General features: G+C 68.6%; 21 protein-coding genes and 1 riboswitch. Of the genes, 14 read left to right on the top strand and 7 right to left on the bottom strand.

Annotated elements, in window-relative coordinates; all coding sequences use genetic code 11:
- The first annotated feature begins 53 nt into the window (after positions 1-53).
- Both AB0J62_RS04175 and AB0J62_RS04170 read left to right on the top strand, forming a co-directional pair.
- The gene (locus AB0J62_RS04175) at positions 54-611 is read left to right on the top strand and encodes a TetR family transcriptional regulator (protein WP_363864222.1); all 558 of its coding nucleotides are present in this window, start codon (positions 54-56) and stop codon (positions 609-611) included.
- Positions 612-694: 83 nt separating this feature from the next.
- A complete protein-coding gene (locus tag AB0J62_RS04170; RefSeq protein WP_363864220.1) occupies positions 695-2,221 on the top strand; it encodes a trypsin-like peptidase domain-containing protein in 1,527 nt (508 codons plus the stop codon).
- A 129-nt stretch (positions 2,222-2,350) separates the two neighbouring features.
- On the opposite strand, the gene AB0J62_RS04165 is transcribed toward AB0J62_RS04170, so the two are convergent.
- Positions 2,351-3,187, bottom strand: coding sequence for an NAD-dependent epimerase/dehydratase family protein (locus tag AB0J62_RS04165; protein WP_363864218.1), 837 nt, complete (start codon positions 3,185-3,187; stop codon positions 2,351-2,353).
- Between the two features lie 135 nt (positions 3,188-3,322).
- On the opposite strand from AB0J62_RS04165, the gene AB0J62_RS04160 reads away from it, so the two are divergent.
- The 5 genes from AB0J62_RS04160 to AB0J62_RS04140 all read left to right on the top strand — a co-directional run bounded on the left by AB0J62_RS04160 (position 3,323) and on the right by AB0J62_RS04140 (position 10,673).
- Positions 3,323-4,768: an MFS transporter gene (locus AB0J62_RS04160; RefSeq protein WP_363864216.1), complete on the top strand. Its 1,446-nt coding sequence runs from the start codon at positions 3,323-3,325 to the stop codon at positions 4,766-4,768.
- A complete protein-coding gene (locus AB0J62_RS04155; protein WP_363864214.1) occupies positions 4,765-5,301 on the top strand; it encodes a TetR family transcriptional regulator in 537 nt (178 codons plus the stop codon). The genes AB0J62_RS04160 and AB0J62_RS04155 overlap by 4 nt, the downstream gene beginning before the upstream one ends.
- Positions 5,302-5,367: 66 nt before the next feature.
- Positions 5,368-5,447: riboswitch (S-adenosyl-L-homocysteine riboswitch) on the top strand.
- 22 nt (positions 5,448-5,469) lie between these two features.
- A complete protein-coding gene (gene metH, locus AB0J62_RS04150; RefSeq protein WP_363864212.1) occupies positions 5,470-9,084 on the top strand; it encodes a methionine synthase in 3,615 nt (1,204 codons plus the stop codon).
- A gap of 156 nt (positions 9,085-9,240) precedes the next feature.
- A complete protein-coding gene (locus AB0J62_RS04145; protein ID WP_363864210.1) occupies positions 9,241-9,717 on the top strand; it encodes a GNAT family N-acetyltransferase in 477 nt (158 codons plus the stop codon).
- A 104-nt stretch (positions 9,718-9,821) separates the two neighbouring features.
- Positions 9,822-10,673, top strand: a complete 852-nt coding sequence (locus AB0J62_RS04140; RefSeq protein ID WP_363864208.1) for an HAD family acid phosphatase — start codon at positions 9,822-9,824, stop codon at positions 10,671-10,673.
- Positions 10,674-10,701: 28 nt separating this feature from the next.
- Here the strand turns inward: AB0J62_RS04140 and AB0J62_RS04135 are convergent, their stop codons facing one another.
- Positions 10,702-11,376, bottom strand: coding sequence for a TetR family transcriptional regulator (locus AB0J62_RS04135; RefSeq protein ID WP_363864206.1), 675 nt, complete (start codon positions 11,374-11,376; stop codon positions 10,702-10,704).
- Positions 11,377-11,473: 97 nt separating this feature from the next.
- Here AB0J62_RS04135 and AB0J62_RS04130 point away from each other — a divergent pair, with 97 nt between their 5' ends.
- Together AB0J62_RS04130 and AB0J62_RS04125 are read left to right on the top strand one after the other, a co-directional pair.
- Positions 11,474-12,406: an SDR family oxidoreductase gene (locus AB0J62_RS04130; protein WP_363864204.1), complete on the top strand. Its 933-nt coding sequence runs from the start codon at positions 11,474-11,476 to the stop codon at positions 12,404-12,406.
- Positions 12,403-13,164: a class I SAM-dependent methyltransferase gene (locus AB0J62_RS04125; protein WP_363864202.1), complete on the top strand. Its 762-nt coding sequence runs from the start codon at positions 12,403-12,405 to the stop codon at positions 13,162-13,164. The genes AB0J62_RS04130 and AB0J62_RS04125 overlap by 4 nt, the downstream gene beginning before the upstream one ends.
- Here the strand turns inward: AB0J62_RS04125 and AB0J62_RS04120 are convergent.
- Entirely contained in the window at positions 13,127-13,684 is a 558-nt protein-coding gene (locus tag AB0J62_RS04120; protein WP_363864200.1) for a GNAT family N-acetyltransferase, read from the bottom strand. The two genes, AB0J62_RS04125 and AB0J62_RS04120, sit on opposite strands and share 38 nt — an antisense overlap.
- Positions 13,685-13,744: 60 nt before the next feature.
- Between AB0J62_RS04120 and AB0J62_RS04115 the strand changes: the two genes are divergently transcribed.
- Complete coding sequence (locus tag AB0J62_RS04115) at positions 13,745-14,038, top strand: hypothetical protein (RefSeq protein ID WP_363864198.1); 294 nt, start codon at positions 13,745-13,747, stop codon at positions 14,036-14,038.
- On the opposite strand, the gene AB0J62_RS04110 is transcribed toward AB0J62_RS04115, so the two are convergent.
- Positions 14,035-14,574 carry a dihydrofolate reductase family protein gene (locus AB0J62_RS04110; RefSeq protein ID WP_363864196.1) on the bottom strand — a complete coding sequence of 180 codons (540 nt, stop codon included), beginning with the start codon at positions 14,572-14,574 and terminating at the stop codon, positions 14,035-14,037. The genes AB0J62_RS04115 and AB0J62_RS04110 overlap by 4 nt on opposite strands.
- A gap of 54 nt (positions 14,575-14,628) precedes the next feature.
- Complete coding sequence (locus tag AB0J62_RS04105) at positions 14,629-16,071, bottom strand: polysaccharide lyase 6 family protein (protein WP_363864193.1); 1,443 nt, start codon at positions 16,069-16,071, stop codon at positions 14,629-14,631.
- Positions 16,072-16,289: 218 nt separating this feature from the next.
- On the opposite strand from AB0J62_RS04105, the gene AB0J62_RS04100 reads away from it, so the two are divergent.
- Together AB0J62_RS04100 and AB0J62_RS04095 are read left to right on the top strand one after the other, a co-directional pair.
- On the top strand, positions 16,290-17,105 hold the full coding sequence (locus AB0J62_RS04100; protein WP_363864191.1) for an SAM-dependent methyltransferase: 816 nt from the start codon (positions 16,290-16,292) through the stop codon (positions 17,103-17,105).
- 171 nt (positions 17,106-17,276) lie between these two features.
- Positions 17,277-18,158 (top strand): DUF3800 domain-containing protein, encoded by an 882-nt coding sequence (locus tag AB0J62_RS04095; RefSeq protein ID WP_363864189.1) that lies wholly within the window; start codon positions 17,277-17,279, stop codon positions 18,156-18,158.
- Here the strand turns inward: AB0J62_RS04095 and AB0J62_RS04090 are convergent.
- Positions 18,122-18,877, bottom strand: coding sequence for an NAD(P)H-binding protein (locus AB0J62_RS04090; protein WP_363864187.1), 756 nt, complete (start codon positions 18,875-18,877; stop codon positions 18,122-18,124). The two genes, AB0J62_RS04095 and AB0J62_RS04090, sit on opposite strands and share 37 nt — an antisense overlap.
- A gap of 166 nt (positions 18,878-19,043) precedes the next feature.
- Between AB0J62_RS04090 and AB0J62_RS04085 the strand changes: the two genes are divergently transcribed.
- Both AB0J62_RS04085 and AB0J62_RS04080 read left to right on the top strand, forming a co-directional pair.
- A complete protein-coding gene (locus AB0J62_RS04085; protein WP_363864185.1) occupies positions 19,044-19,424 on the top strand; it encodes a YciI family protein in 381 nt (126 codons plus the stop codon).
- A 292-nt stretch (positions 19,425-19,716) separates the two neighbouring features.
- Positions 19,717-20,298 carry an adenylate kinase gene (locus tag AB0J62_RS04080; protein WP_363864183.1) on the top strand — a complete coding sequence of 194 codons (582 nt, stop codon included), beginning with the start codon at positions 19,717-19,719 and terminating at the stop codon, positions 20,296-20,298.
- A gap of 24 nt (positions 20,299-20,322) precedes the next feature.
- Here the strand turns inward: AB0J62_RS04080 and AB0J62_RS04075 are convergent, their stop codons facing one another.
- Positions 20,323-20,955 carry a hemerythrin domain-containing protein gene (locus tag AB0J62_RS04075; protein ID WP_363864181.1) on the bottom strand — a complete coding sequence of 211 codons (633 nt, stop codon included), beginning with the start codon at positions 20,953-20,955 and terminating at the stop codon, positions 20,323-20,325.
- Positions 20,956-20,999: the final 44 nt, after the last annotated feature.

Here is a 20,999-nt window from a genome sequence, read left to right as displayed (position 1 = left end):
CGCTAACCAGCCAGTTGGTAGAAATCAACTGACCAGTTGGTTAGCCTGGTCGTATGCAGCAACGCAACGCCGATCGGACCAAGGCGCGCATCCTGGCCGCCGCCATCGAGGAGTTCGCCGCGCGCGGGATCGCCGGCGCGCGGGTCGACCGGATCGCCGAGGTGGCCGGATGCAACAAGGCCATGCTCTACGCGTACTTCGGCAACAAGGACGAGCTGTTCGACGCGGCGTTCAGCGCCTCCGTGGACCAGTACCTCGACGAGGTCGGGTTCGACGCCGACGACCTCCCGGCGTACGCGGGCCGGGTGTTCGACTACTTCGAGGCACATCCGGACCGGCTCCGGCTCTCGACCTGGTACCGGCTCGAGAGGCCTGAGGGGCAGCCCTTGGAGGCGATCGTCGCGGTCAATCACAGCCGGCTGGACGAGCTGCAGCGGGGGATGCGGCGGCGGGTGGTCACGCGGCAGTTCAGCGCGGTCACGCTGCTCTCGCTGATCCAGGCCATCGCGACGAGCTGGTCGTCGATGAACCCGGAGTACGGCGCCGATCTACCGAGCGCGACGGTGCGGCGGCGGGCCGTGGTGACGGCCGTGGAGAAGATTCTCAGCTGATTCATTGGTTGGCCCGATGGAGTTCTCAGTCTGGCGAGCTCTACTCGAAGGCAGAGGGAACTGGCTGAGGAGGACACGGGAAGATGAACGAAAGCGCTGGACCTGGACCGTACGACGGTGGGCAGTACGGCGGTTGGCCGCCGGCGCATGGCGGGTACCCGCAGTACCCCCAGAACGGGCCGTACCCGAACGCGCAGTACCAGCCGGGATCGCCGTACCAGCAGGGTCCGCAGTACAACCCGCAGTACCCGTTCCCGCCGAAGCCGCCGAAGAAGCGCGGCCGCCGGTTGCTGGGAGCCGGGGCGCTCGGGCTGGCCGCCGTGGTGGTCGCGGGATCGGTTGCCTGGGGCATCGACCAGCACTCGGCCGCGAACAGCTCGCAGCTGTCGCAGAAGGCGTTCGACCCCTCGTCCGTGGCGGCGAAGGTGTCGCCGGGGCTGGTCGACGTGAACACCGTGCTCGGGTTCCAGAACGCGCGGGCCGCCGGCACCGGGATCGTGCTCACCGGTGACGGTGAGGTACTCACGAACCACCACGTGGTCGAGGGCGCGACGTCGATCTCCGTGACCGACATCGGCAACGGGAAGACGTACGCCGCGAGCGTCGTCGGGTACGACGAGCAGCACGACATCGCCGTCCTGAAGCTGAAGGACGCGTCCGGGCTGCAGACCGCGAAGACCGGCAACTCCGACCAGGTGAAGCTGGGCGACCAGGTGGTCGGCGTCGGCAACGCGGGCGGCGTCGGCGGTACGCCGAGCTACGCGGCCGGGAAGGTGACCGGACTGAACCAGGCGATCACCGCGACCGACGAGAACGGGCAGGACCCGGAGAATCTCACGAACCTGATCGAGACCGACGCGAACATCCAGGCCGGCGACTCCGGCGGCCCGCTGGTGGACGCGAACGGCCAGGTCGTCGGCGTGGACGTCGCCGGCGGCAACGGGAACAACGGCGGCCACGGCCGGCCGGGTCAGACGGCGGTCACCTCCGGCGCGACCTCGACGGCGACGCTGGCGGCGGCCGGGGACGGCACCGGGTTCGGCGACGGATCCGGGAACGGGAACGGCTTCGGCGACCCGTTCGGCGGCGGTAACGGCTTCGGTGACGGGTCGGGCAACGGACCCGGTTCGCAGAACGGCTCGGGCAACGGCTTCGGCGATGGTTCCGGTGACGGTTCGGGCGACGGTTCGGGGAACGGCTTCGGGAACGGGCAGGGCGGTTCCGGCGACGGGTCGGGGACGACGGCCCAGGGGTACGCGATCCCGATCAACCAGGCGCTCGACATCGCGCAGCAGATCGAGAACGGCAAGTCGTCGGACGTCGTACACATCGGCGCCTCGCCGATGCTCGGAGTCTCGGTCGTGACGAGCCAGGGCATCAGCGGCGCGGTCGTCGGCGACGTCCTCGCGGACGGTCACGCGGACGAGGCGGGCCTCGAGGCCGGTGACGTGATCACCTCCTTCGCCGGTCACACCGTCGACTCGCCCGACACGCTGTCGGAGCTGCTCAACAAGCAGCACCCCGGCGACAAGGTCGAGGTCGGCTGGGTCGACCAGTCCGGCCAGACCCACAAGGCCACCATCGAACTGATCACAGGCCCGGTCCGCTAACTCCAGCGCTACCCCCCGCTGCCGGCGGACCGACCGATCGGGCCCGACGCTCTCCTCCCCCTCAGAGCGTCCGGGCCCGATCTCTTGTGTCCGGGTTCGCCGCCAAGAATCCGGCCGGGCGGGAGGGCGTCACGCGAAAAAGCCGGTGCGCCAGGTGGGATGGGCGGGGGACCAGCCCAGGGTGTGGGCGCGGAGGTTGGTGGCGCCTCGGGCCCAGGAGGTCTGCGGGATGTCCGGCGCGGGGTCGGCCGGGGCGGGGGCGCCTACTGATCGTGCGAAGGCAGGGAGCCAGGTGGTGGCGGGAGCTGGCTCATCGTCTACGACGTTGACGGGGCCGGAAGGCCAGGTCAGGGCGGCTGCGGCGGCTGACGCCGCGTCCTGGACGTGGAGGAAGCTGGTGACGTCGGCGGTGGCGGGGAGTTGACCGGACACCGCCAGATCGGCCATCAGGGCGCCCTTGGTGTACCAGGTGTCGGGGCCGTAGAGCATGCCGTAGCGCAGTACGACCCACTCGGGAGCCTCGGCGGTGATCGACTCGAGGGCGGCAACCGCCTCGACCGTCCCGCGGCGGTTCTCGTCGGCGGCGTGCAGATCGAGCGGTGTGGACTCGTCGGCGGGCGTCCCGCCCGGCTCGTACGCCCACGCGATGCTCTGCGAGATCACCCGTCGTACGCCGGCGGCGAGCGCAGCGTCGACGAGGTTGCGGGTGCCCTCACGCCGGATTCGGCCGTTCGCGGCGAAATCGCGCGATGTGAGGTCGGTCAGTTGGTGCATGACCACATCCGGCCGGGCGGCAGCAACCACCTCGCGGAGCGCGACAGCGTCGTACACGTCACCCTGCACCGTCGTCACGCCGGCCACCTGTGATCGCCGCGACAACGCGGTCACCTCGTGGCCGTCGGCAACCAGTAGCGGTACCAGGCGACGGCCGATGACGCCGGTCGCACCGGCGATGAAGATCCTCATCCGACCAACCTAGGCAATGCCGCCCTCGGCGAACTGGTCCAATCGGCGGGCAGTTCGCCGGTCCACTTCCGATCGGGGTGAACAGGCGTTTACTATTCCTGAGTAAACAACTGTTCACCCTTGTGAGGACTCCGCGTGACCGTCCGCCCTGCCGCTCACCCACGCCTGATTCTGGCCGCGCTCGCGTTCTGCGGTGTGCTGGTCTCTATCAGCCAGACCATCGTCGTGCCGCTCCTGCCCGAGCTCCCGGGGATCACCCACAGCCCCGCGTCGGACGTGAGCTGGCTGATCACCGTCACGCTGCTGACCGGTGCCGTGTTCACCCCGCTGCTCGGCCGCGCCGGCGACATGTACGGCAAGCGCCGCGTGCTGCTGATCGCGCTGTCCTCGATGGTCATCGGTTCGTTGCTCTGCGCAATCAGTGCGAACCTGACCGTGCTGATCGTCGGCCGCGCGTTCCAGGGCGCCGCGGTCGCGGTGGTCCCGCTCGGCATCAGCATCCTCCGCGACGAGCTGCCTCCGCGCCGAGTGATCCCGTCCATCGCGATCATGAGCTCGACGCTCGGCATCGGCGCGGCGTTCGGCATCCCGGCCGCGACGCTGGTGGTCGAGTACGCGAACTGGCACACGATGTTCTGGATCAACCTCGGCCTCGGCCTGCTCGACATCGTCCTGGTGCTGCTGATCGTCCCCGAGTCCGCGGTCCGGACCAGCGGTCGCTTCGACATCGTCGGCGCTCTCGGCCTCAGCGCGTTCCTCGTCTGCTTCCTCCTCGCAGTCTCGAAGACCACTGCCTGGAGTACGTCGACCCTCGTCATCCTGTACGCCGTCACCGTGCTGCTGATCCCGGTGTGGGGCTGGTACGAGCTGCGCACGAGGAGCCCGCTCGTCGACCTCCGCGTCTCCGCGCGTCCCGCCGTGCTCTTCACCAACCTGGGCGCGCTGCTGATCGGGTTCGCGTTCTACGCCAACTCGCTGTCGACCGCGCAGCTCGTTCAGGAGCCGACCTGGACCGGCTACGGACTGGGTGAATCCATCGTGGTCAGTGGCCTGTGTCTGCTGCCGGGTGGTGTGGCGATGGTGTTGTTGTCGCCCGTATCCGCCCGGATCTCGAACGCGCGGGGCCCGCGGTTCACGCTGGGGATCGCGTCGGTGCTGATGGCCGCGGGGTACGTGGTCCGGCTGTTCACCAGCAGTAACGTGCCGGGGATCGTCATCGGTGCGACGGTCGTTTCTGCCGGCACCGCCGTTGCGTACTCGGCGCTTCCGGCGCTGATCATGCATGCTGTGCCGGTGACCGAAACGGCTGCCGCGAACGGCCTCAACACGCTGATGCGCACGGTCGGGCAGGCGATCTGCAGCACGATCGTCGCGACCGTGCTGGCCAACGTCACGATCGCGAGTGCCGGCCGGGTCGCGCCCGCGCTCTCGGCGTACCGGATCGTGTTCGTGATCGCCGGTCTGGCGGCCGTGGCGGCGGCGGGGCTGGTGTTGCTGATCCCGGTACGTCGTCGCGAGCCGGCGCACGAGGTGACGGGTGAGGTCGCGGGCGAGGTGGCGGGTGAGGTGACACGGACGTGACCGATCCGGGGCGGACGGCGATCCTGCGCGCAGCGCGGAAGGCGTTCGCGCGCGAGCCGTACAACGCGGTCACGCTGCGCGGGGTCGCCGCGGACGCGGGTGTCAGCGCCGCCCTGATCGTCAAGCACTTCGGCGGCAAGGAAGCGCTGTTCGAGCGGGTCGCCGATTTCACCGAGGCCGCCCAGCTCCTGCTGGCCGCGCCGAACGAGCGGCTCGGCGAGCACGCCGTCCGAACCCTCGTGGAGTACCGCCGGCAGAACGACCAGGACCTGCTCGTCCGGGTCGTGTTCGCGGCCGGCAAGGGCGACGAGCGCGCCCAGATCCGCGAGCACTTCCGCGACCAGGTCACCCGCGCGTTCGCCGCCCGCCTCACCGGTCCGGACGTCGACCTGCGGGCCGCGCTGATCACCGGCCAGTTGCTCGGTCTCGGCGCCGCGATGGCGATCGACCTGGACGGCCCGATCGCTGCCGCCGAGCTCGACCGGGTGGTCGGGCTCTACGCGCCCGGCCTTCAAGCCCTGATCACGCCTTGAGACACCGTCTTAGAATGTGATCTGAGGTGCTGGTTGCGGGCTGTGCCGCCGCTACGATGGGCCGTCCAGGCCGAGAGGCGCTGCAACGGGCCGATGGTCCGCCACGCTCGACCTGAGTGCAGACACTGCAAGGGCGCCTCCGGAGATCGCTTCTGGAGGGGACGGCAGATGAGTGAAACCGCGTTGCGCGAGCTGCTGGATCAGCGGATCGTCGTGCTCGACGGTGCCTGGGGCACGATGCTGCAGAACGCCAAGCTCCAGCCCGCGGACTTCCAGCCCGAGCGCTACAACGACGCGACCCACGACGTCACCGGCGACCCGGACCTGGTCAACCTGACCCGTCCGGACGTGATCCTCGACGTCCACCGGCAGTACCTGGCGGCCGGCGCCGACATCACCACCACGAACACCTTCACCGCGTCGAGCATCGGGCAGGCCGACTACGGCCTGCAGCAGTACGTGCGCGAGATGAACCTGGCCGGCGCCCGGCTCGCCCGGCAGGCGGCGGACGAGTTCGCCACCCCCGAGAGCCCCCGGTTCGTGGCCGGTTCGATCGGCCCGCTCAACGTCACGCTGTCGCTGAGCCCGCGGGTCGAGGACCCGGCGTACCGTGCGGTGACCTTCGAGCAGGTCAAGGCGACGTACGCCGAGCAGATCGCCGCACTCGCCGAGGGCGGCGTCGACCTGCTGCTGATCGAGACGATCTTCGACACGCTGAACGCGAAGGCCGCCGTCGCGGCCGCCCGCGAGGTCGCGCCGGACCTGCCGCTGTGGATCTCGGTGACGATCGTCGACCTGAGCGGCCGCACCCTGTCGGGTCAGACCGTCGAGGCGTTCTGGAGCTCGGTCGAGCACGCCAAGCCGCTCGTCGTCGGCGTGAACTGTTCGCTCGGTGCCGCGGAGATGCGCCCCCACGTCGCGGACCTCGCCCGGTTCGCCGACACCTACGTCGCCTCGCACCCCAACGCCGGCCTCCCGAACGCCTTCGGCGGGTACGACGAGCAGCCCGAGGAGACCGCGGGCATGCTCGAGGAGTTCGCGCAGTCCGGGCTGGTGAACCTCGTCGGCGGCTGCTGCGGTACGACGCCGGCCCACATCAAGCAGATCGCGGCCGCGGTGCGGGACGTGCCGCCGCGGCCCGTCGTACCGACTGATCACACCACCAGGTTCTCCGGGCTCGAGCCGTTCAAGATCAGCGCCGACACCGGGTTCGTGATGATCGGCGAGCGGACCAACGTCACCGGGTCGGCACGGTTCCGCCGGCTGATCGAGGGCGACGACCACCAGGCCGCGGTCGACGTGGCGCTGGAGCAGGTGCGCGGCGGCGCGAACCTGCTGGACGTGAACATGGACGCCGACCTGCTCGACAGCGAGCAGGCGATGACCACGTTCCTGAACCTGATCGCGACCGAGCCCGAGGTGGCCCGGATCCCGATCATGATCGACAGCTCGAAGTGGTCGGTGCTGGAGACCGGGCTGAAATGCGTGCAGGGCAAGGGCGTGGTCAACTCGATCAGCCTGAAGGAGGGCGAGGAGCAGTTCCTCGACCACGCCCGCAAGATCATGGACTACGGCGCCGGCGCGGTCGTGATGGCCTTCGACGAGCAGGGTCAGGCCGACACCGTCGAGCGCAAGGTCGCGATCTGCGGTCGCGCGTACGACCTGCTGACCGGGATCGGTTTCCCGGCCGAGGACATCATCTTCGACCCGAACGTGCTGGCCGTCGCGACCGGTATGTCCGAGCACAACAGCTACGCGAAGAACTTCATCGACGCGCTGCCGTTGATCAAGGCGCGCTGCCCGGGCGTGCACATCAGCGGCGGCATCTCGAACCTGTCGTTCTCGTTCCGTGGCAACGACATCGTCCGCGAAGCGATGCACTCGGCCTTCCTGTACCACGCGGGCAAGGCCGGCCTGGACATGGGAATCGTCAACGCCGGCCAGCTGGCCGTGTACGAAGACATCCCGAAGGACCTGCTCGAGTTGGTCGAGGACGTCATCTTCGACCGGCGTGACGACGCCACCGACCGCCTGGTCGCCTTCGCCGAGAACGTGAAGGGCAAGGGCACCCAGCGCGAGGTCGACCTGACCTGGCGCGAGGGCACGGTGCAGGAGCGGCTGTCGCACGCGCTGGTCCACGGCATCGTCGACTACATCGAGGCGGACACCGAGGAGGCGCGCAAGCAGTTGCCGCGTCCGCTCGAGGTGATCGAGGGTCCGCTGATGGACGGCATGAAGATCGTCGGCGACCTGTTCGGGGCCGGCAAGATGTTCCTGCCACAGGTGGTGAAGAGCGCGCGGGTGATGAAGCGCTCGGTCGCCTACCTGGAGCCGTTCATGGAGGCGGAGAAGGAGCAGGCCCGGCTCGAGGGTCGCGCGGAGATGGTCCGCGGCCAGGGCAAGGTCGTGCTGGCGACCGTCAAGGGCGACGTCCACGACATCGGCAAGAACATCGTCGGTGTGGTGCTCGGCTGCAACAACTACGAGGTGATCGATCTCGGCGTGATGGTGCCGGCGGCAAAGATCCTGGACACGGCCGTTGCCGAGGGCGCCGACGCGGTCGGGCTGTCCGGGCTGATCACGCCGTCGCTCGACGAGATGGTTGCCGTGGCCAACGAGATGCAGCGGCGCGGGCTGAAGCTGCCGCTGCTGATCGGCGGCGCGACCACGTCGAAGCAGCACACCGCGGTCCGGATCGCCCCGGCGTACGACAAGACGACGGTGCATGTGCTGGACGCGTCGCGGGTGGTCGGTGTGGTGTCGGATCTGCTCGACGAGGAGCGGGCCGAGGAGCTTGCCAAGCGCAACAGTCTTGAGCAGGAGCGGCTCCGCGAGCAGCACGCGAACAAGCAGCGCAGCCCGCTGCTGACCCTGGCCGAGGCCCGGGCGAACAAGGAGCCCGTCGAGTACGGCGAACTGCCCGTGCCGGCGTTCACCGGCCTGCGGCGGGAGACGCCGTCGCTGGAGACGCTGCGCGCGATGATCGACTGGCAGTTCCTCTTCCTGGCCTGGGAAGTGAAGGGCAAGTACCCGGCGATCCTGGACAATCCCGTCGCGCGCGAGCTGTTCGACGACGCGAACACGCTGCTGGACGAGATCATTGCCAACGGCTCCTTCCGCGCCGAAGGTGTGTACGGGTTCTGGCCGGCGCACAGCGAGGGCGACGACATCATCCTCGACGGTCTCGACCGGTCGTTCCCGATGTTGCGGCAGCAGACCGAGAAGCCTGCCGGGCGGCACAACCGCTGCCTGGCGGACTACGTCGCGCCGGCCGGTGACCACCTCGGCGGGTTCGGCGTCGCGATCCACGGCGCCGAGGCGCTGGCGAAGTCGTACGAGGAGAAGAACGACGACTACCGGGCGATCATGGTGAAGGCGCTGGCCGACCGGCTGGCCGAAGCGTTCGCCGAGTGGATCCACCTGGAAGCGCGGAAGGCGTGGTTCGAGCCCGACGTACAGCCGGTGCTGGAGGATCTGCACGCGGAGCGGTTCCGCGGAATCCGGCCGGCACTCGGGTACCCGGCGAGCCCGGACCACACCGAGAAGAAGGAGCTGTTCGAGCTGCTCGAGGCGGACAAGCTCGGTCTCGGGCTGACGGAGTCGTTCGCGATGACGCCGGCCGCGGCGGTCAGCGGCCTGATCTTCGCGAACCCGGCCTCCCGCTACTTCAGTGTCGGCCGCCTCGGCCGCGACCAGATCGAGGACTACGCCGTACGCCGTGGTCTCCCGGTCGAAGAGGTCGAACGCTGGCTCCGCCCGAACCTGGCCTACGACCCGGCGTAGCGACCTGGCTGGCCTGGTCGCCGCGATTGGGCTCGTCCTGTTTTTCGTCTGCGCCTTGTACATGCACGTGCGCGACACGGATTACACCGCGCAGTTCTTCCTCGCCGTGTTCTTCCTTGGTATGGCAGGGGCCTCGCTGGTGTTTACGCTGGCCGCATGACTGTGACCGTGCGGCCTGCTGTTGCTGGGGACTCTGAGGTTGTGGCGTCGATCTGGTACGACGGCTGGCGGGACGGGCATCTCGGGCATGTGCCGGACGAGCTGGTCGCGGTCCGGACCGAGGAGTCGTTCGGAACGCGTGCTGCGCAACGGGTTGCGGACACCACCGTCGCGTTGGTCGGCGACGAGGTCGCGGGGTTCGTGATGGTCGTGGGGGACGAGGTCGAGCAGGTGTACGTGGCGCGTGATCACCGCGGATCGGGTGTAGCCGGGACGCTACTCACCGAAGCTGAAAGGCAGGTGAAAGCCAACGGACACGGGGAAGCCTGGCTTGCTGTGGCGACCGGGAACGCGCGGGCCCGCCGGTTCTACGAGCGCAGCGGCTGGGTCGACGGCGGCCCCTTCGACTACCCGGCCGCGGTGGAAGGCGGAACCATACCGGTGCCATGCCACCGTTACGTGAAGTCCGTCTGAACAGACGCAGGATTCCCCTGTACTTCGGGCTGTTGCGCGGTCAACACGGCCGGACCGGGGTTAGTTTGCTTTCGCAAGCATTCCCGCACTCCGAAGAGGTCACCATGGCATTCCGTTCCTGGCGCCGGCCGTCCCGCCGGATGGTTCTGAGCAGCGTCGCAGCTGTCGCGATGACATCGGTCGTCGGCGGGGTCGCGTACTCGGCGGGTGCCGCGAACCCGCAGCCGGCCATCCAGACGTCGACCCCGCGCAGCGAGAAGCAGGTCACGAACATCGACGTACTGCGGCAGCAGTTGCGCAACTACTACGGCGACCCGCTCGGCAGCGGCACGTTCGCGGACAACAGCAACTACGCCAAGGAAGCCCGCTCGGTGGCTGCGGCCGGCACCCGCTGGATCTCGACGCCGCACCACACCCGCCAGACCAAGGCGATCCTGCTGGACGTCGACGACACCGCGCTGGCGACCTGGAACTACGAGATCTTCAGCAACTGGGCGTTCAATCCGACGACCAATGCGGACTACGTGCTGAACCAGCGCTTCCCGGCGGTCCCCGGCATGGTCGACCTGGTGAAGACGGCCGCGCGGGAGGGATACGCGATCTTCTTCCTGACCGGCCGTGGCGCCGCGCAGGAGAAGGCCACGCTGGGCAACCTCACCGCTGACGGCATCGGCGTCGACGCCGGCTTCCCGGAGCCGACGACGCTGCGCAACGGTGAGGACGGCCTGTTCACCAAGCCGGCCGTCGCCGACTACCCGGACTACCTGAAGAAGGCGTGCGCGGCCGACCCGAACGGCTCGTGTACGACGATCCACTACAAGTCGGCGACCCGCGCACACATCGAGTCGCTCGGCTACGACATCGTCGCGAACTTCGGCGACCAGTTCTCCGACCTCAAGGGCGGCTTCGCGGACCGTACCTTCAAGCTCCCGAACCCGAACTACTACCTGCCCTGACCACGCGCCCGACCCCCCGCGGCGGGCTTCAGTCCGTGGCGCGGGGGAGGGCGCCGTACAGCAAGGTGCGGAGGGAATCGGTGAGGGCCGGCTCGAACTGCAGCCGGATGGCCTCGAGGGACGGGTCGGCCTCGTAGGCGGCGAGGATGGCCGGGACGGGATGTGAGTGGGACCAGATCGCGCCCGCGAGCAGGCTTGCGGTCGCGATGAACCGGGCGGCCCCGTCCTGGCCCAACTCCGGCAGTACGCCGACGACCGCCGCGATCATGTCCTCGTACGACGCGGCGGCCGCGCGCTTGAACGCCAGCGCTGTCTCGGTCGTGATGTTGCGCTCCAGGACTCCCGCCTGCGCACTGAACAGGTCGCAGAGCACCGGCCGCTCCGCCAGCGTGCCGACGATGGCGCTGATCAACTGCTCCGCCCGGTCATCGACCGACAGCTCGGGGAGCGCGTCGCCGACCGTGGCATCCAGATCCTTCACCCAGGCCGCGAGCTCGCTGCTCGACAGCTCGAGCAGGACGGCCTCGCGAGAGTCGAAGTAGTTCAGCACGTTCGACTTCGCCAGGCCGACGCGACGGCTCAGCTCGTTCAGGCTGACCTCCGCGACCGGCATCTCGGTCAGCATCGTGGCGGCTGTCGCGAGGATCGCGCGCCGCCGCTCGGCCCGCTGCTCGTCGCTCCGAGCCCGCTGGAATGTCTTCACGCTCACATTCTACAGACCATCGGTCTGTTGTTATCGGACCAGCGGTCTGATAACGTCGTGCCATAACAGACCATCAGTCTTTTACGGAGTGTGGATCATGTACGACGTTCCCGATCAGACCGGCAAGCTCGTTGTCGTCACCGGCGCCAACAGCGGCACCGGCAAGGAGGCCACCAAGCGGCTCGCCGCCGCGGGTGCGCGGGTGGTGATGGCGGTCCGGACTCCGGCCAAGGGCGAGGCGGCGAAGGCCGAGATCCTCGCCGCGCACCCGGACGCCCAGCTCGAGGTGCGACGGATCGACCTCGCGGACCTGGCCTCGGTCCAGGAGTTCGCCGAGAAGCTCACTGCCGACGAGGCGCATGTCGACGTGCTGGTGAACAACGCCGGCGTGATGGTTCCGCCGACCCGGATCGCCACCAAGGACGGCTTCGAGCTGCAGTTCGGATCGAACTTCCTCGGTCCGTTCGCGCTCACTGTGCGACTGCTGCCGCTGGTCCTGGCGGCGCCCGCGCCTCGGATCGCGACCATGGCCAGCGGTGCCGCGAACTTCGGCCGCATCCACTTCGACGATCTGCAGTGGGACCAGCGATACCGGCGGACCGCGGCGTACTCGCAGTCGAAGCTCGCCGATCTGATGATGAGCAACCAGCTGGCCAGGCTGTCCGCCGACCGCGGTTGGGGCCTGCTCAGCGTCGCCGCGCACCCCGGCTACACCCGCACCAACCTGCAGAGCGCTGGTGCCGCGCTCGGCCGGGAGCGGCCGTCGCTTCTCAACCGGGTCGGCATGCGCTTCAACCCGCTCCCGAAGCAGGACGTCGAGGTGGGCGCCGAGCCGCTCCTGTTCGCGGCCGCCGACCCTGCCGCCGAGGCCGGCGGCTACTACGGTCCTTCGGGCATCTTCGGGCTCGTCGGTCCCACCGCCGTGGCCAAGCAGCCGAAGGCCGCTCTCGACGCCGAGACCAGCGCTCGCCTCTGGAAGGTTGCCGAGGGCCTGACGGGCGTTTCACTCCCGTCTATCCTGCCCAAATGACTGAGTGGTCGAGCGGGGGAATCTACGAGTCGTACGTCGGCCGCTGGAGCCGGCTCGTCGCGACGGAGTTCATCGACTGGATCGAGCAGCCGGCAGGGTTGAGCTGGCTCGATGTCGGCTGCGGCACGGGCGCGCTGACGAGCACGATCCTGCGCACGGCGGATCCAGCGGCCGTGCTCGGGGTCGACCCGTCGGAGGGCTTCATCGACTACGCCCGCCAGTCGATCCACGACGAGCGCGCGAGCTTCGACGTACGGTCGGCGGCCGAGCTACCCGACGGCCCGTTCGACGTGGTGGTCTCCGGCCTCGTGCTCAACTTCGTCCCGGAGCGGGTCGAGGCCCTGCGCCGGATGCGGGAGATCGGGTCGACCGTCGCGGTTTACGTGTGGGACTACGCCGAAGGCATGCAGATCATGCGCTACTTCTTCGACACGATGCTCGCGCTGCGCCCGCAGGACCGCGAACACGACGAGGGCGTCCGATTCCCCTTCTGTACGGCGGAAGGTCTGGAAGGCCTGTTCCGCGAGGCGGGGTTCGCCGACGTGCGGACGCGCGCGATCGACATACCGACCGTGTTCACGTCGTTCGACGACTACTGGACGCCGTTCCTCGGCGGGACGGGTGTCGCACCGGTGTACCTGCGCAGTCTGGACCCGGCGGATCAGGACGCGATGCGTGAAGGCGTGCGGGAGCGGTTGCCGATCGAGGCGGACGGCTCGATCAGGTTGACGGCACGGGCGTGGGCCGCGATCGGTTGAGGTAGTCGTCGCGGAGGTAGCCGAACAGCAGGTCGTCGGTCCACTCGCCCTTCATCCAGGTGTTGGACAGCCGCAGACCTTCGCGGGTGAACCCGACCCGCTCGAGCAACCGCGCCGATGCAGTATTGCGCGCATCGGCCTCCGCGGAGACCCGGTGCAGCTTCCGCTCGACGAAGAGATATTCGAGCAGTCCGCGAACGGCCTCGGACGCGTACCCCTTCCCCTGGTACTCCGTTGCGAACGTGAACCCGAGATCGGCCTGCATCAGGTTCTTGTGCAGGTTCACACCGAGGTCCCCGATCAGTACGCCGTCCAGGTCGACCGCGTACTGGAACCAGCCCGGCGCTTCCGGATCGGCCTGGCCGAACCGCTCGACCGACTCCTGAGCTTCGGTGAGCGGCACCGGCGCGTCCCATCCCTGGAAGCGGGCGACATCGGGATCCGAGCGGTACGCCGCGAATCGCTCGGCGTCGGCCGGCGTGAAGCGGCGCAAGGTCAGCCGTTCGGTACGCACGAACATCGGGCCATCATGTCAAAACCGCGCGCTCGGCTCCGTCCTATTACCGAGAGGAGCGCGCCGATGAAGTTTCTACTGATCCTGCAGGGTGACGGTGAACCGCGCCTGCAGCGTGACGAGTTCGAGCGAGTCGCCCACGACGCCGGTGAACTGGTCTGTGGCGAACTGCTCGCCGATCCGCAGTTGTCCGTCCGGCTCCCCGACTGCCGGCCGACGCGGATCGACGGGTACTACGTCGTCGACGTGGAGAGCCGTGAACGAGCGGTCGAGCTCGCGCGCCTGCTACCAGACGCGCGAGCCGCGGGCCGCTCCGTAGAGATCCGCGCGGTGATGCAGCCGACCGCTGCGGACTTCTAGACCACCTTGAACCACATGCTGGTGGCCATGGCGGTCTCGGCGACGCTCATACGTTCGAGCCGGACTGTGTGGCCGCCCGGGTAGTCGAACAGGCGCGTGCCGTCGCCGAGCATCGTCGGGGCGAACAGGAGCAGGACCTCGTCCAGTTCGCCGGCCTCGATGCACTGCTTGGCGACGTTGGCGCCGATCACGTTCACGTACTTGTCGCCGGCCGCCTCTTTGGCCTGGGCGAGTGCCTTGGCGAAGTCGTCGACGTACGTGACATCGGGCTCCGCATCCGCCGGCGGGCGGTGCGTGACGACGTACTGCGGCCCGCTCCACCCGCCGCCGAACGCCTGACCCTCGCCGGACTCACCTTTGAACGGATCGTCCCCGTCGTGGGACCGGCGGCCGACGAGGATCGATCCGATCCGCGGGATCAGCTCGTCGACCTCCGGATTCGGTCCGAGGTACGGCCGCATCCACTGCATGTCACCGTCCGGCCCGGTGATGAACCCGTCCACCGACATCGTCACCGAGTACAAGACCTTCGACATCTGTCCTCCTGCTCGTTCGTTGGTAGGTGTTGAGACGAACGAGCAGGAGAAAACTCATCGCGACGCAGGGCCGACGTCTGCGGGTTCCAGTGGACGGTTGCGCGGTGTCGCCTTGCTGTACTCGTCGGCGCCGACGTCAGCTGTGCCGATGCGCGGGTGGTCGTCGAGGTCGCGGGTGACGGTCGGGTACGACTTGCTGGCCGCGTTGATCGCCGGGCTGCCGGCCGTGAGCCGACGTACGCCGTCGCTGCCCGCCGCGAGCTTCGGGTCCTTCCGGGCCGATCCGCCCGCGGGGATGGTGCCGTCGGACGCGGCACCCCAGCAGAGGTTGCCGGAGAACGCGATCCCGTCCAGATACGGCATCGAGACCAGTTGCGTGCCTGCGTCGCCGACGAGGAGGTTGTCGGTGATCGAGCAGCCGAGTGGGGGTAAAGGACGCTGCGACTCGCCGCTGATCGCCGTTCCGCACGATTGAACGGTGTTCAGCGCGATGGTGACTCGATCAGGTGCGTCGTTGCCGCGCCGGCTCTCGGGGGAGTCCTCGGGCTTGTGGTCGCGGACGCTGCCGCTGCCGAGCACGATCCCGGAGCCGGCGATCCGTTCGACGTAGTTGTTCACGATCAGGTGGTCGTTGCCGTAGATCCGGATTCCGTTGCTTCCGGCAAGGACGAAGTTCGCATCGACGCGGGACCTGTTGCCGTGCCGGAGCACGATCCCGCCGAGGCTGTCCCGGATCGTGTTGTGCCGGATGGTGTTGCCGGTCGACTTGACCGAGATCGCCTCCGGGTCGCCGTTGCATCGCTCGAACAGGTTCTCCTCGACGAACGCGCCGGCATCGCTCAACGACCGGCCGCTGAGTCCGAGCCGGATCGGCTCGCCGCCGTTGTCGCCGGCGTACGTGTGGTCGGAGAAGTAGTTCCGGACGATCTGCACGCCGCGGGCCATGCCGTCCGAGCCGGGGCCCTCGACGCCGAGGAACACGCCGAGCTTCGACTTCCCGTGGAAGTGGTTGCGCTCGACAACGGTCGCGTCGGCGCGCACCATCACCCAGTGCGAGCCCTCGATATCGCCGAGCTGGATGTCGTTCCGGCTGATCCGGATGTGCTGGCACGTCGTCGGCACCTCGAACGTCGTCTGCTGCCGGAGCCTGAATCCCTCGATCACGACGTACGACGAACCTGCGAGCACAAACCCGTTGTTCCCGGTCAGCGTCACGCCGCCGACCGACTCCGCGCGGACGGTGATGGGCGCGGTCGCGGTCCCGTGCTTCGCGCTGACGGCGATGGTCTCATCACCGGGTACGGCGTACGTGCCGTTGGCCAGCACGATCTCGGCACCCGGCTTGGCGGCCGCGATGGCCTTGCGGAGCTCGTCCAGCGTCCGGGCCCGGACGGCTCGTGCTCGGGTGGTCGTGGCGCTCGCGGGTCTGGCGATGGTTGCCGCGGTGAGACCGAGGCTGCCGAGCAAGAACGTGCGGCGGTGCAGGGTCGGGGGCATGGTTCCTCCTGGGAGGTTGGGGCGGTAGTCGCTCAGTGTGGAGGGCGCGGACGAGGCTGGCAAGCGCTTACCGCAGGAGTCGCGCGGATCTCCCGTGGGGTGGGACAGCCAGACCCGGAGGTTCCACAATCGAGCCCCGGTGCGGCGCTCGGCCCATTCGCTGGATAGCCTTCCGGCAATCCCGGTTTTCGGATGACGGAACGGAGGTGGAGCAGGTCATGCCGGACTATGGGCAGCTGGACCTGATCGACCTCGACCGCGCGTCCCAGGCGCGGGTCTACGACCTGCTGCTCGGCGGCAAGAACAACTTCGAGGTCGACCGGCGTTTCGTCCAGGAGCTGCTGAAGATCGCGCCCGAACTGCCTGAGCTGACCAGACAGAACCGGCGCTGGCTGGCCGAGGCGATCGGCCGGATGACGACCGAGGGCGGGATCGACCAGTTCCTCGACCTCGGCGCCGGTCTGCCCACCGCGCTCAACACGCACGAGATCGCGCAGCGCGCCAACGCTGCCGCGAAGGTCGTGTACGTCGACAACGACCTGACCGCGATCTCGCACGGTCAGGCCCTGCTCGCCGACGACAAGCGCAGCTTCTTCGCCGGCGTCGACCTGACCGACCCGGCCGCCGTACTCAATCATCCGGATGTGACCGCGGGGCTCGACCTCACCCGACCGGTCGGGATCCTGCTCGGGCTGGTGCTGCACAACGTCCCGAGCCCGAAGGCTGTCCGGGTCATCGCGGATTACGTGGCCGCCGTGCCGTCCGGGTCCTATCTGGCGCTCACCAATCCGCTCAACCCGCGCGACGGTGGCCGGCTGGCGGAGTTCTCGACCGCCATCGAGGAGAAGCTGCGGGACGTCTTCCCGCAGATCCGGTTCCGCACCAGGACCGAGACGGAGGAGCTCCTCGGCGGGCTCGAGCTGGTCAAGCCCGGGCTGGTCGACCTGACGGCGTGGTGGCCGCCCGACGAGCAGACGCTCAGCTCCACCGGCGCCGGCCAGCTCCTCCTGGTCGCACTCGGCCGCAAGTCGTAGGAATTCACTGGTGTCCGGCTGTCGGCCGGACCATGATGGGTCGCATGTCTGCCAAGGCTGCTGCCGCTCACTGATCGCATCGCGCCCGATGAAGCCTGGCGCGCGACCTGATCACGCCCGTCCCGCGGACGGGCCCCGAAGCGTGCAGTCCTTCAGCCTTGGAGCTTGCGTATGAGTACCCAGTTCGAAATCGCGTGCGACGAGTCGGGGTTCTCCGGAACCAACCTGCTCGACCCCGCCTCACCCGTCATCACCCACGGGAGCGTCGATCTCGACGTACCCGCGGCCGCAGGCATCATCGCAGTACTGCGAACCCGCCTGCGCCAGCGCACGGAGTACAAGTCCAACCAATTACTGCGACCCGAGCAGCGGCCCGCACTCGAATGGCTACTCACCACGCTCCGCGGGCATGCCCACGTCCACGTCATCGACAAGACCTCGTACGTCGCGGCGCGGGTCGTCGAGCTGTTCACCGAGGAGCCGTCGTACGGCGCCGGGACGAGCCTCGGCACGGATCATTCCGAGACCGTGGCTGCGCTGAGGTTGCGGACCGGGTTCCTGGCGGCGTTCGTGGATCTGGCCCGGACCAAGCGCGTGCGGCTGATGGACCACGACGCCGTGGACCGGTTCTTCGCGACGATGCCGGCCGACGTACCTGCGTTGCGTGCGGTCACCCGGGCCCGGGTCGAGAAGGTGATGCAGCGGCTGATCGACGAGGATCCGGAGATCCCGCCACCACTCGAGCCGCTGGTGCCGGCGCTCGCCGAGACGGTCATGTACTGGAGCGCCGGCCATCGGTCGGTCGCCGTGGTGCACGACGAGCAGAGCGCGCTGACCCCTGGCCGGGTGGCGAGGCTGGGAGCCTTCCTGGCCGAGCAGGCGGGGCAGGCGGAGCCGCCACCGTTGCACTCGTTCACACAGGTCGATTCCAAGCACGATCCGCGGGTGCAGGTGGCGGACTTCCTCGCCGGGATCGCACGGCGGCGTACGCCGGACCTGGATGAACTGCTGGAGCCTTACACCTGCGCGGCGACGAAGTCTTCCCAGGTGTGAGTCCCGAAGTCAGCGCCGGTCAGGGTGAGGTTCTTGCCGGCTCGATACACCTTGCCGGCCTTGCCGGGCACCCGGACCGGGAGTGACACCCGGTGCTTGCCGGTGGCCCGCAGATAGTCGTGAGCGAGTTCTGACAGGCTGTAAACCTTCGGGCCCACCAGGTCTGGCACGAGGCCCTGCGGCTCACCGAGTGCGAGCTCGACGAGGCGCTGGGCCACGTCCCGGCCGTCGACCGGCTGGAATCGGACGCCGCCCGGCATCGGCAGGATGGGCAGCTTCGCCATCATCCGGGCTGTGTTCCAGGCGAAGTCGTGCAGCTGGGCGACCCGCAGTACGGACGACGGCACGGACGACTGCAGGACGGCCTGCTCGGCGCCGAGCTTCGACTTGAAGTACGTCAGCGGCAGCTGGTCGACCGCGGTCACCGAGATGTGCACCAGGTGGCCGACCCCGGCCCGCTCGGCCGCCTTGACCAGGTTGCGGGTGCCGATGTCATCGCCCTTCGGCCCACCGGCGAGGTGCAGGATGACGTCCACGCCGCCCACAGCCTGGTCCAGTCCGTCGCCTTTCAGCAGATCGACCGCCAGGTACTCGACGCCGTCGCCGCGGTCGTGGGCGTGCCGGCTCAGAACCCGGACCTTGCACCCGGCGGCCTGCAGCAGCGGCACGGCGTGGCGCCCGATGGTCCCGGTCCCGCCCGTCACCAGAATCGTGCTCATGATGTGTTCCTCTCCTCGCGTCTAAACGGGCTGACGGATCCCGGCCGGGCGAGTGTGACCGGATGTGAGCTGGAATACATCGAGAAGAAATGTCGAGGCCGCGACCGGGCCTCCGACGTCATCGGTGCCGGGGCGCAGTACGGCGTACCGGCTGAGACTGGAGGTCATGATGAAGTACGTGGTTCTGATCCACTCCAACCCGCAGCCGTGGGGTCACCCGACGATCGACTTCACCGAGGTGGGCCGGTCGATCCCGGCCGACGAGCGGGAGGCGATGGGCAAGGAGTTCGACGCGATGCTCGCCGAACTGTCCGCGTCCGGTGAGCTGGTCAGCGGGCTGGCGCTGGACGCGCCGTCGACGACGCGGACGTTCCGTTGGGAGGGCAAACGGCCGGTGAGCACCGACGGTCCGTACGCCGAGTCGAAGGAGCAGCTGGCCGGATTCTTCGTGCTGGACTGCGCGACGCGGGAGCGGGCCGAGGAGCTGGCGGCGAAATTCGCGGGGCCGGGCGACATCATCGAGCTTCGGCCGGAGATGATCTTCTGAGCCGGAAGGCACCTGGATCCGGTTGAGTTCGGCGACGGTCGACTGCCCGGCCGCGGCGGCGCTCGGCCGGATCGACTTTCAAAGCGACCCGGCACATGTGCCGCCGAGTCGGCCGGATCGCACGGGTGCCGATCCGGCCCTGCCCGTCCCCGTGGGATTTGCTCGAGAAGTACTGATTCCGGACAGTTATGCGCGGTGTGACATATTCCCGAAAGCCGGAGTGACGTACGCCGTACCGTCGTCGCGGAAGGTCCCATATTCTTTGGGACTTACCGAGGGTCAGGAGGGTGCCGTGACCACTGTCTTGCTGATGGGGCCGCCGGGGGCGGGCAAAGGGACGCACGCGGGTCACCTGGCCGAGCATCTCGGGGTGCCCGTCATCTCCACCGGTGATCTGTTCCGGCGCAACATCGCGGACGGCACCGAGCTCGGGCAGACGGCCAAGCGCTACCTCGACGCGGGCGAGTACGTGCCCGACGAGGTCACCAACGCAATGGTCCGGGATCGGCTCGCGGCTGCGGACGCCGATGCGGGCTTCGTCCTGGACGGCTACCCACGCACCCTCCACCAGGCCGGCGTACTGGACGACATCCTCGACGAGCAAGGGCGTTCTCTCGACGCAGCGCTGGTTCTCCAGGTTGCGGTCGACTCGTTGGTCCACCGGCTGCTCCGCCGCGCCGAGATCGAGCACCGCTCCGACGACACCGAAGTAGTCATCCGGCGCCGCTTCGAGATCTACCACGAGCAAACCGCCCCGCTGATCCACTTCTACGCCAACCGCGGCATCCACCACGAGGTCGACGCCTCCGCCGACATCGACACAGTCCGCTCCCGAGTCTGGCAAGTCGCCGCACAACTCAAGCAGGCCGCGTAATCCTCCCGCGAGTCGCCGCGGAGGTCAGGAGCGCCAGACCGGGGCTACCGATTTGCGGTAGGTGCGGCCGAAGAGGCCTGTTATTACGGTGAGGACTGGTTTGGGGACGGTGTGGGTGATGGCTTCGGACTCCTCGGGGGCGGCGCCGTCGAGGGCCCAGGCGAAGAAGGTGCCGCCTTGGACGGGGCCGACCTTGGCGAACTCGCGGCCCATCGCCTTGATCTCGGGGCTGTCCTTCTTCGCCAGGTAGACGGGCTCGATCTCCGCCTCCTCGTGTTCGAGGTGTATGACGGTGACCCGCTGGAGCTCGCGCATCGCGGTTTCGGCGGCGACCGCGTCGGCATGGCTCGCTGACTTCCGCAACTTGCCCATCGCCGTACCCGCCGCGGCGAGTGCGTTCGCCATCGCGTCGTGCTCGGCATCCAACTCCGCGAGCACGTCACGGCTCACGCCGACCTTCTCCAGCGCCGGCCACGCGGTGTCGTGTTCACCCTCGTGGTGCCGGGTGAGCTGCTCGTCGAAGTTCTGCCAGGCCGTCGCCAACTGCTCGGCCCGCTCGCGGTCCCCGTCCGGGAACCGCCCCAACGCGTCAAGGAAACGATCGAGATCCCGCCGTACGGCGGCATGGATCGCCTTGTTCATGCTCATCTCCGCCATGCTCGGGAGTCTAGGCTGAAGTGCGCTTGAAGGGGGCGGTTCGG

This window comes from Kribbella sp. NPDC049584, assembly GCF_040675555.1.
Lineage (GTDB): Bacteria > Actinomycetota > Actinomycetes > Propionibacteriales > Kribbellaceae > Kribbella.
This window is presented reverse-complemented; position numbering and strand designations above follow the sequence as displayed.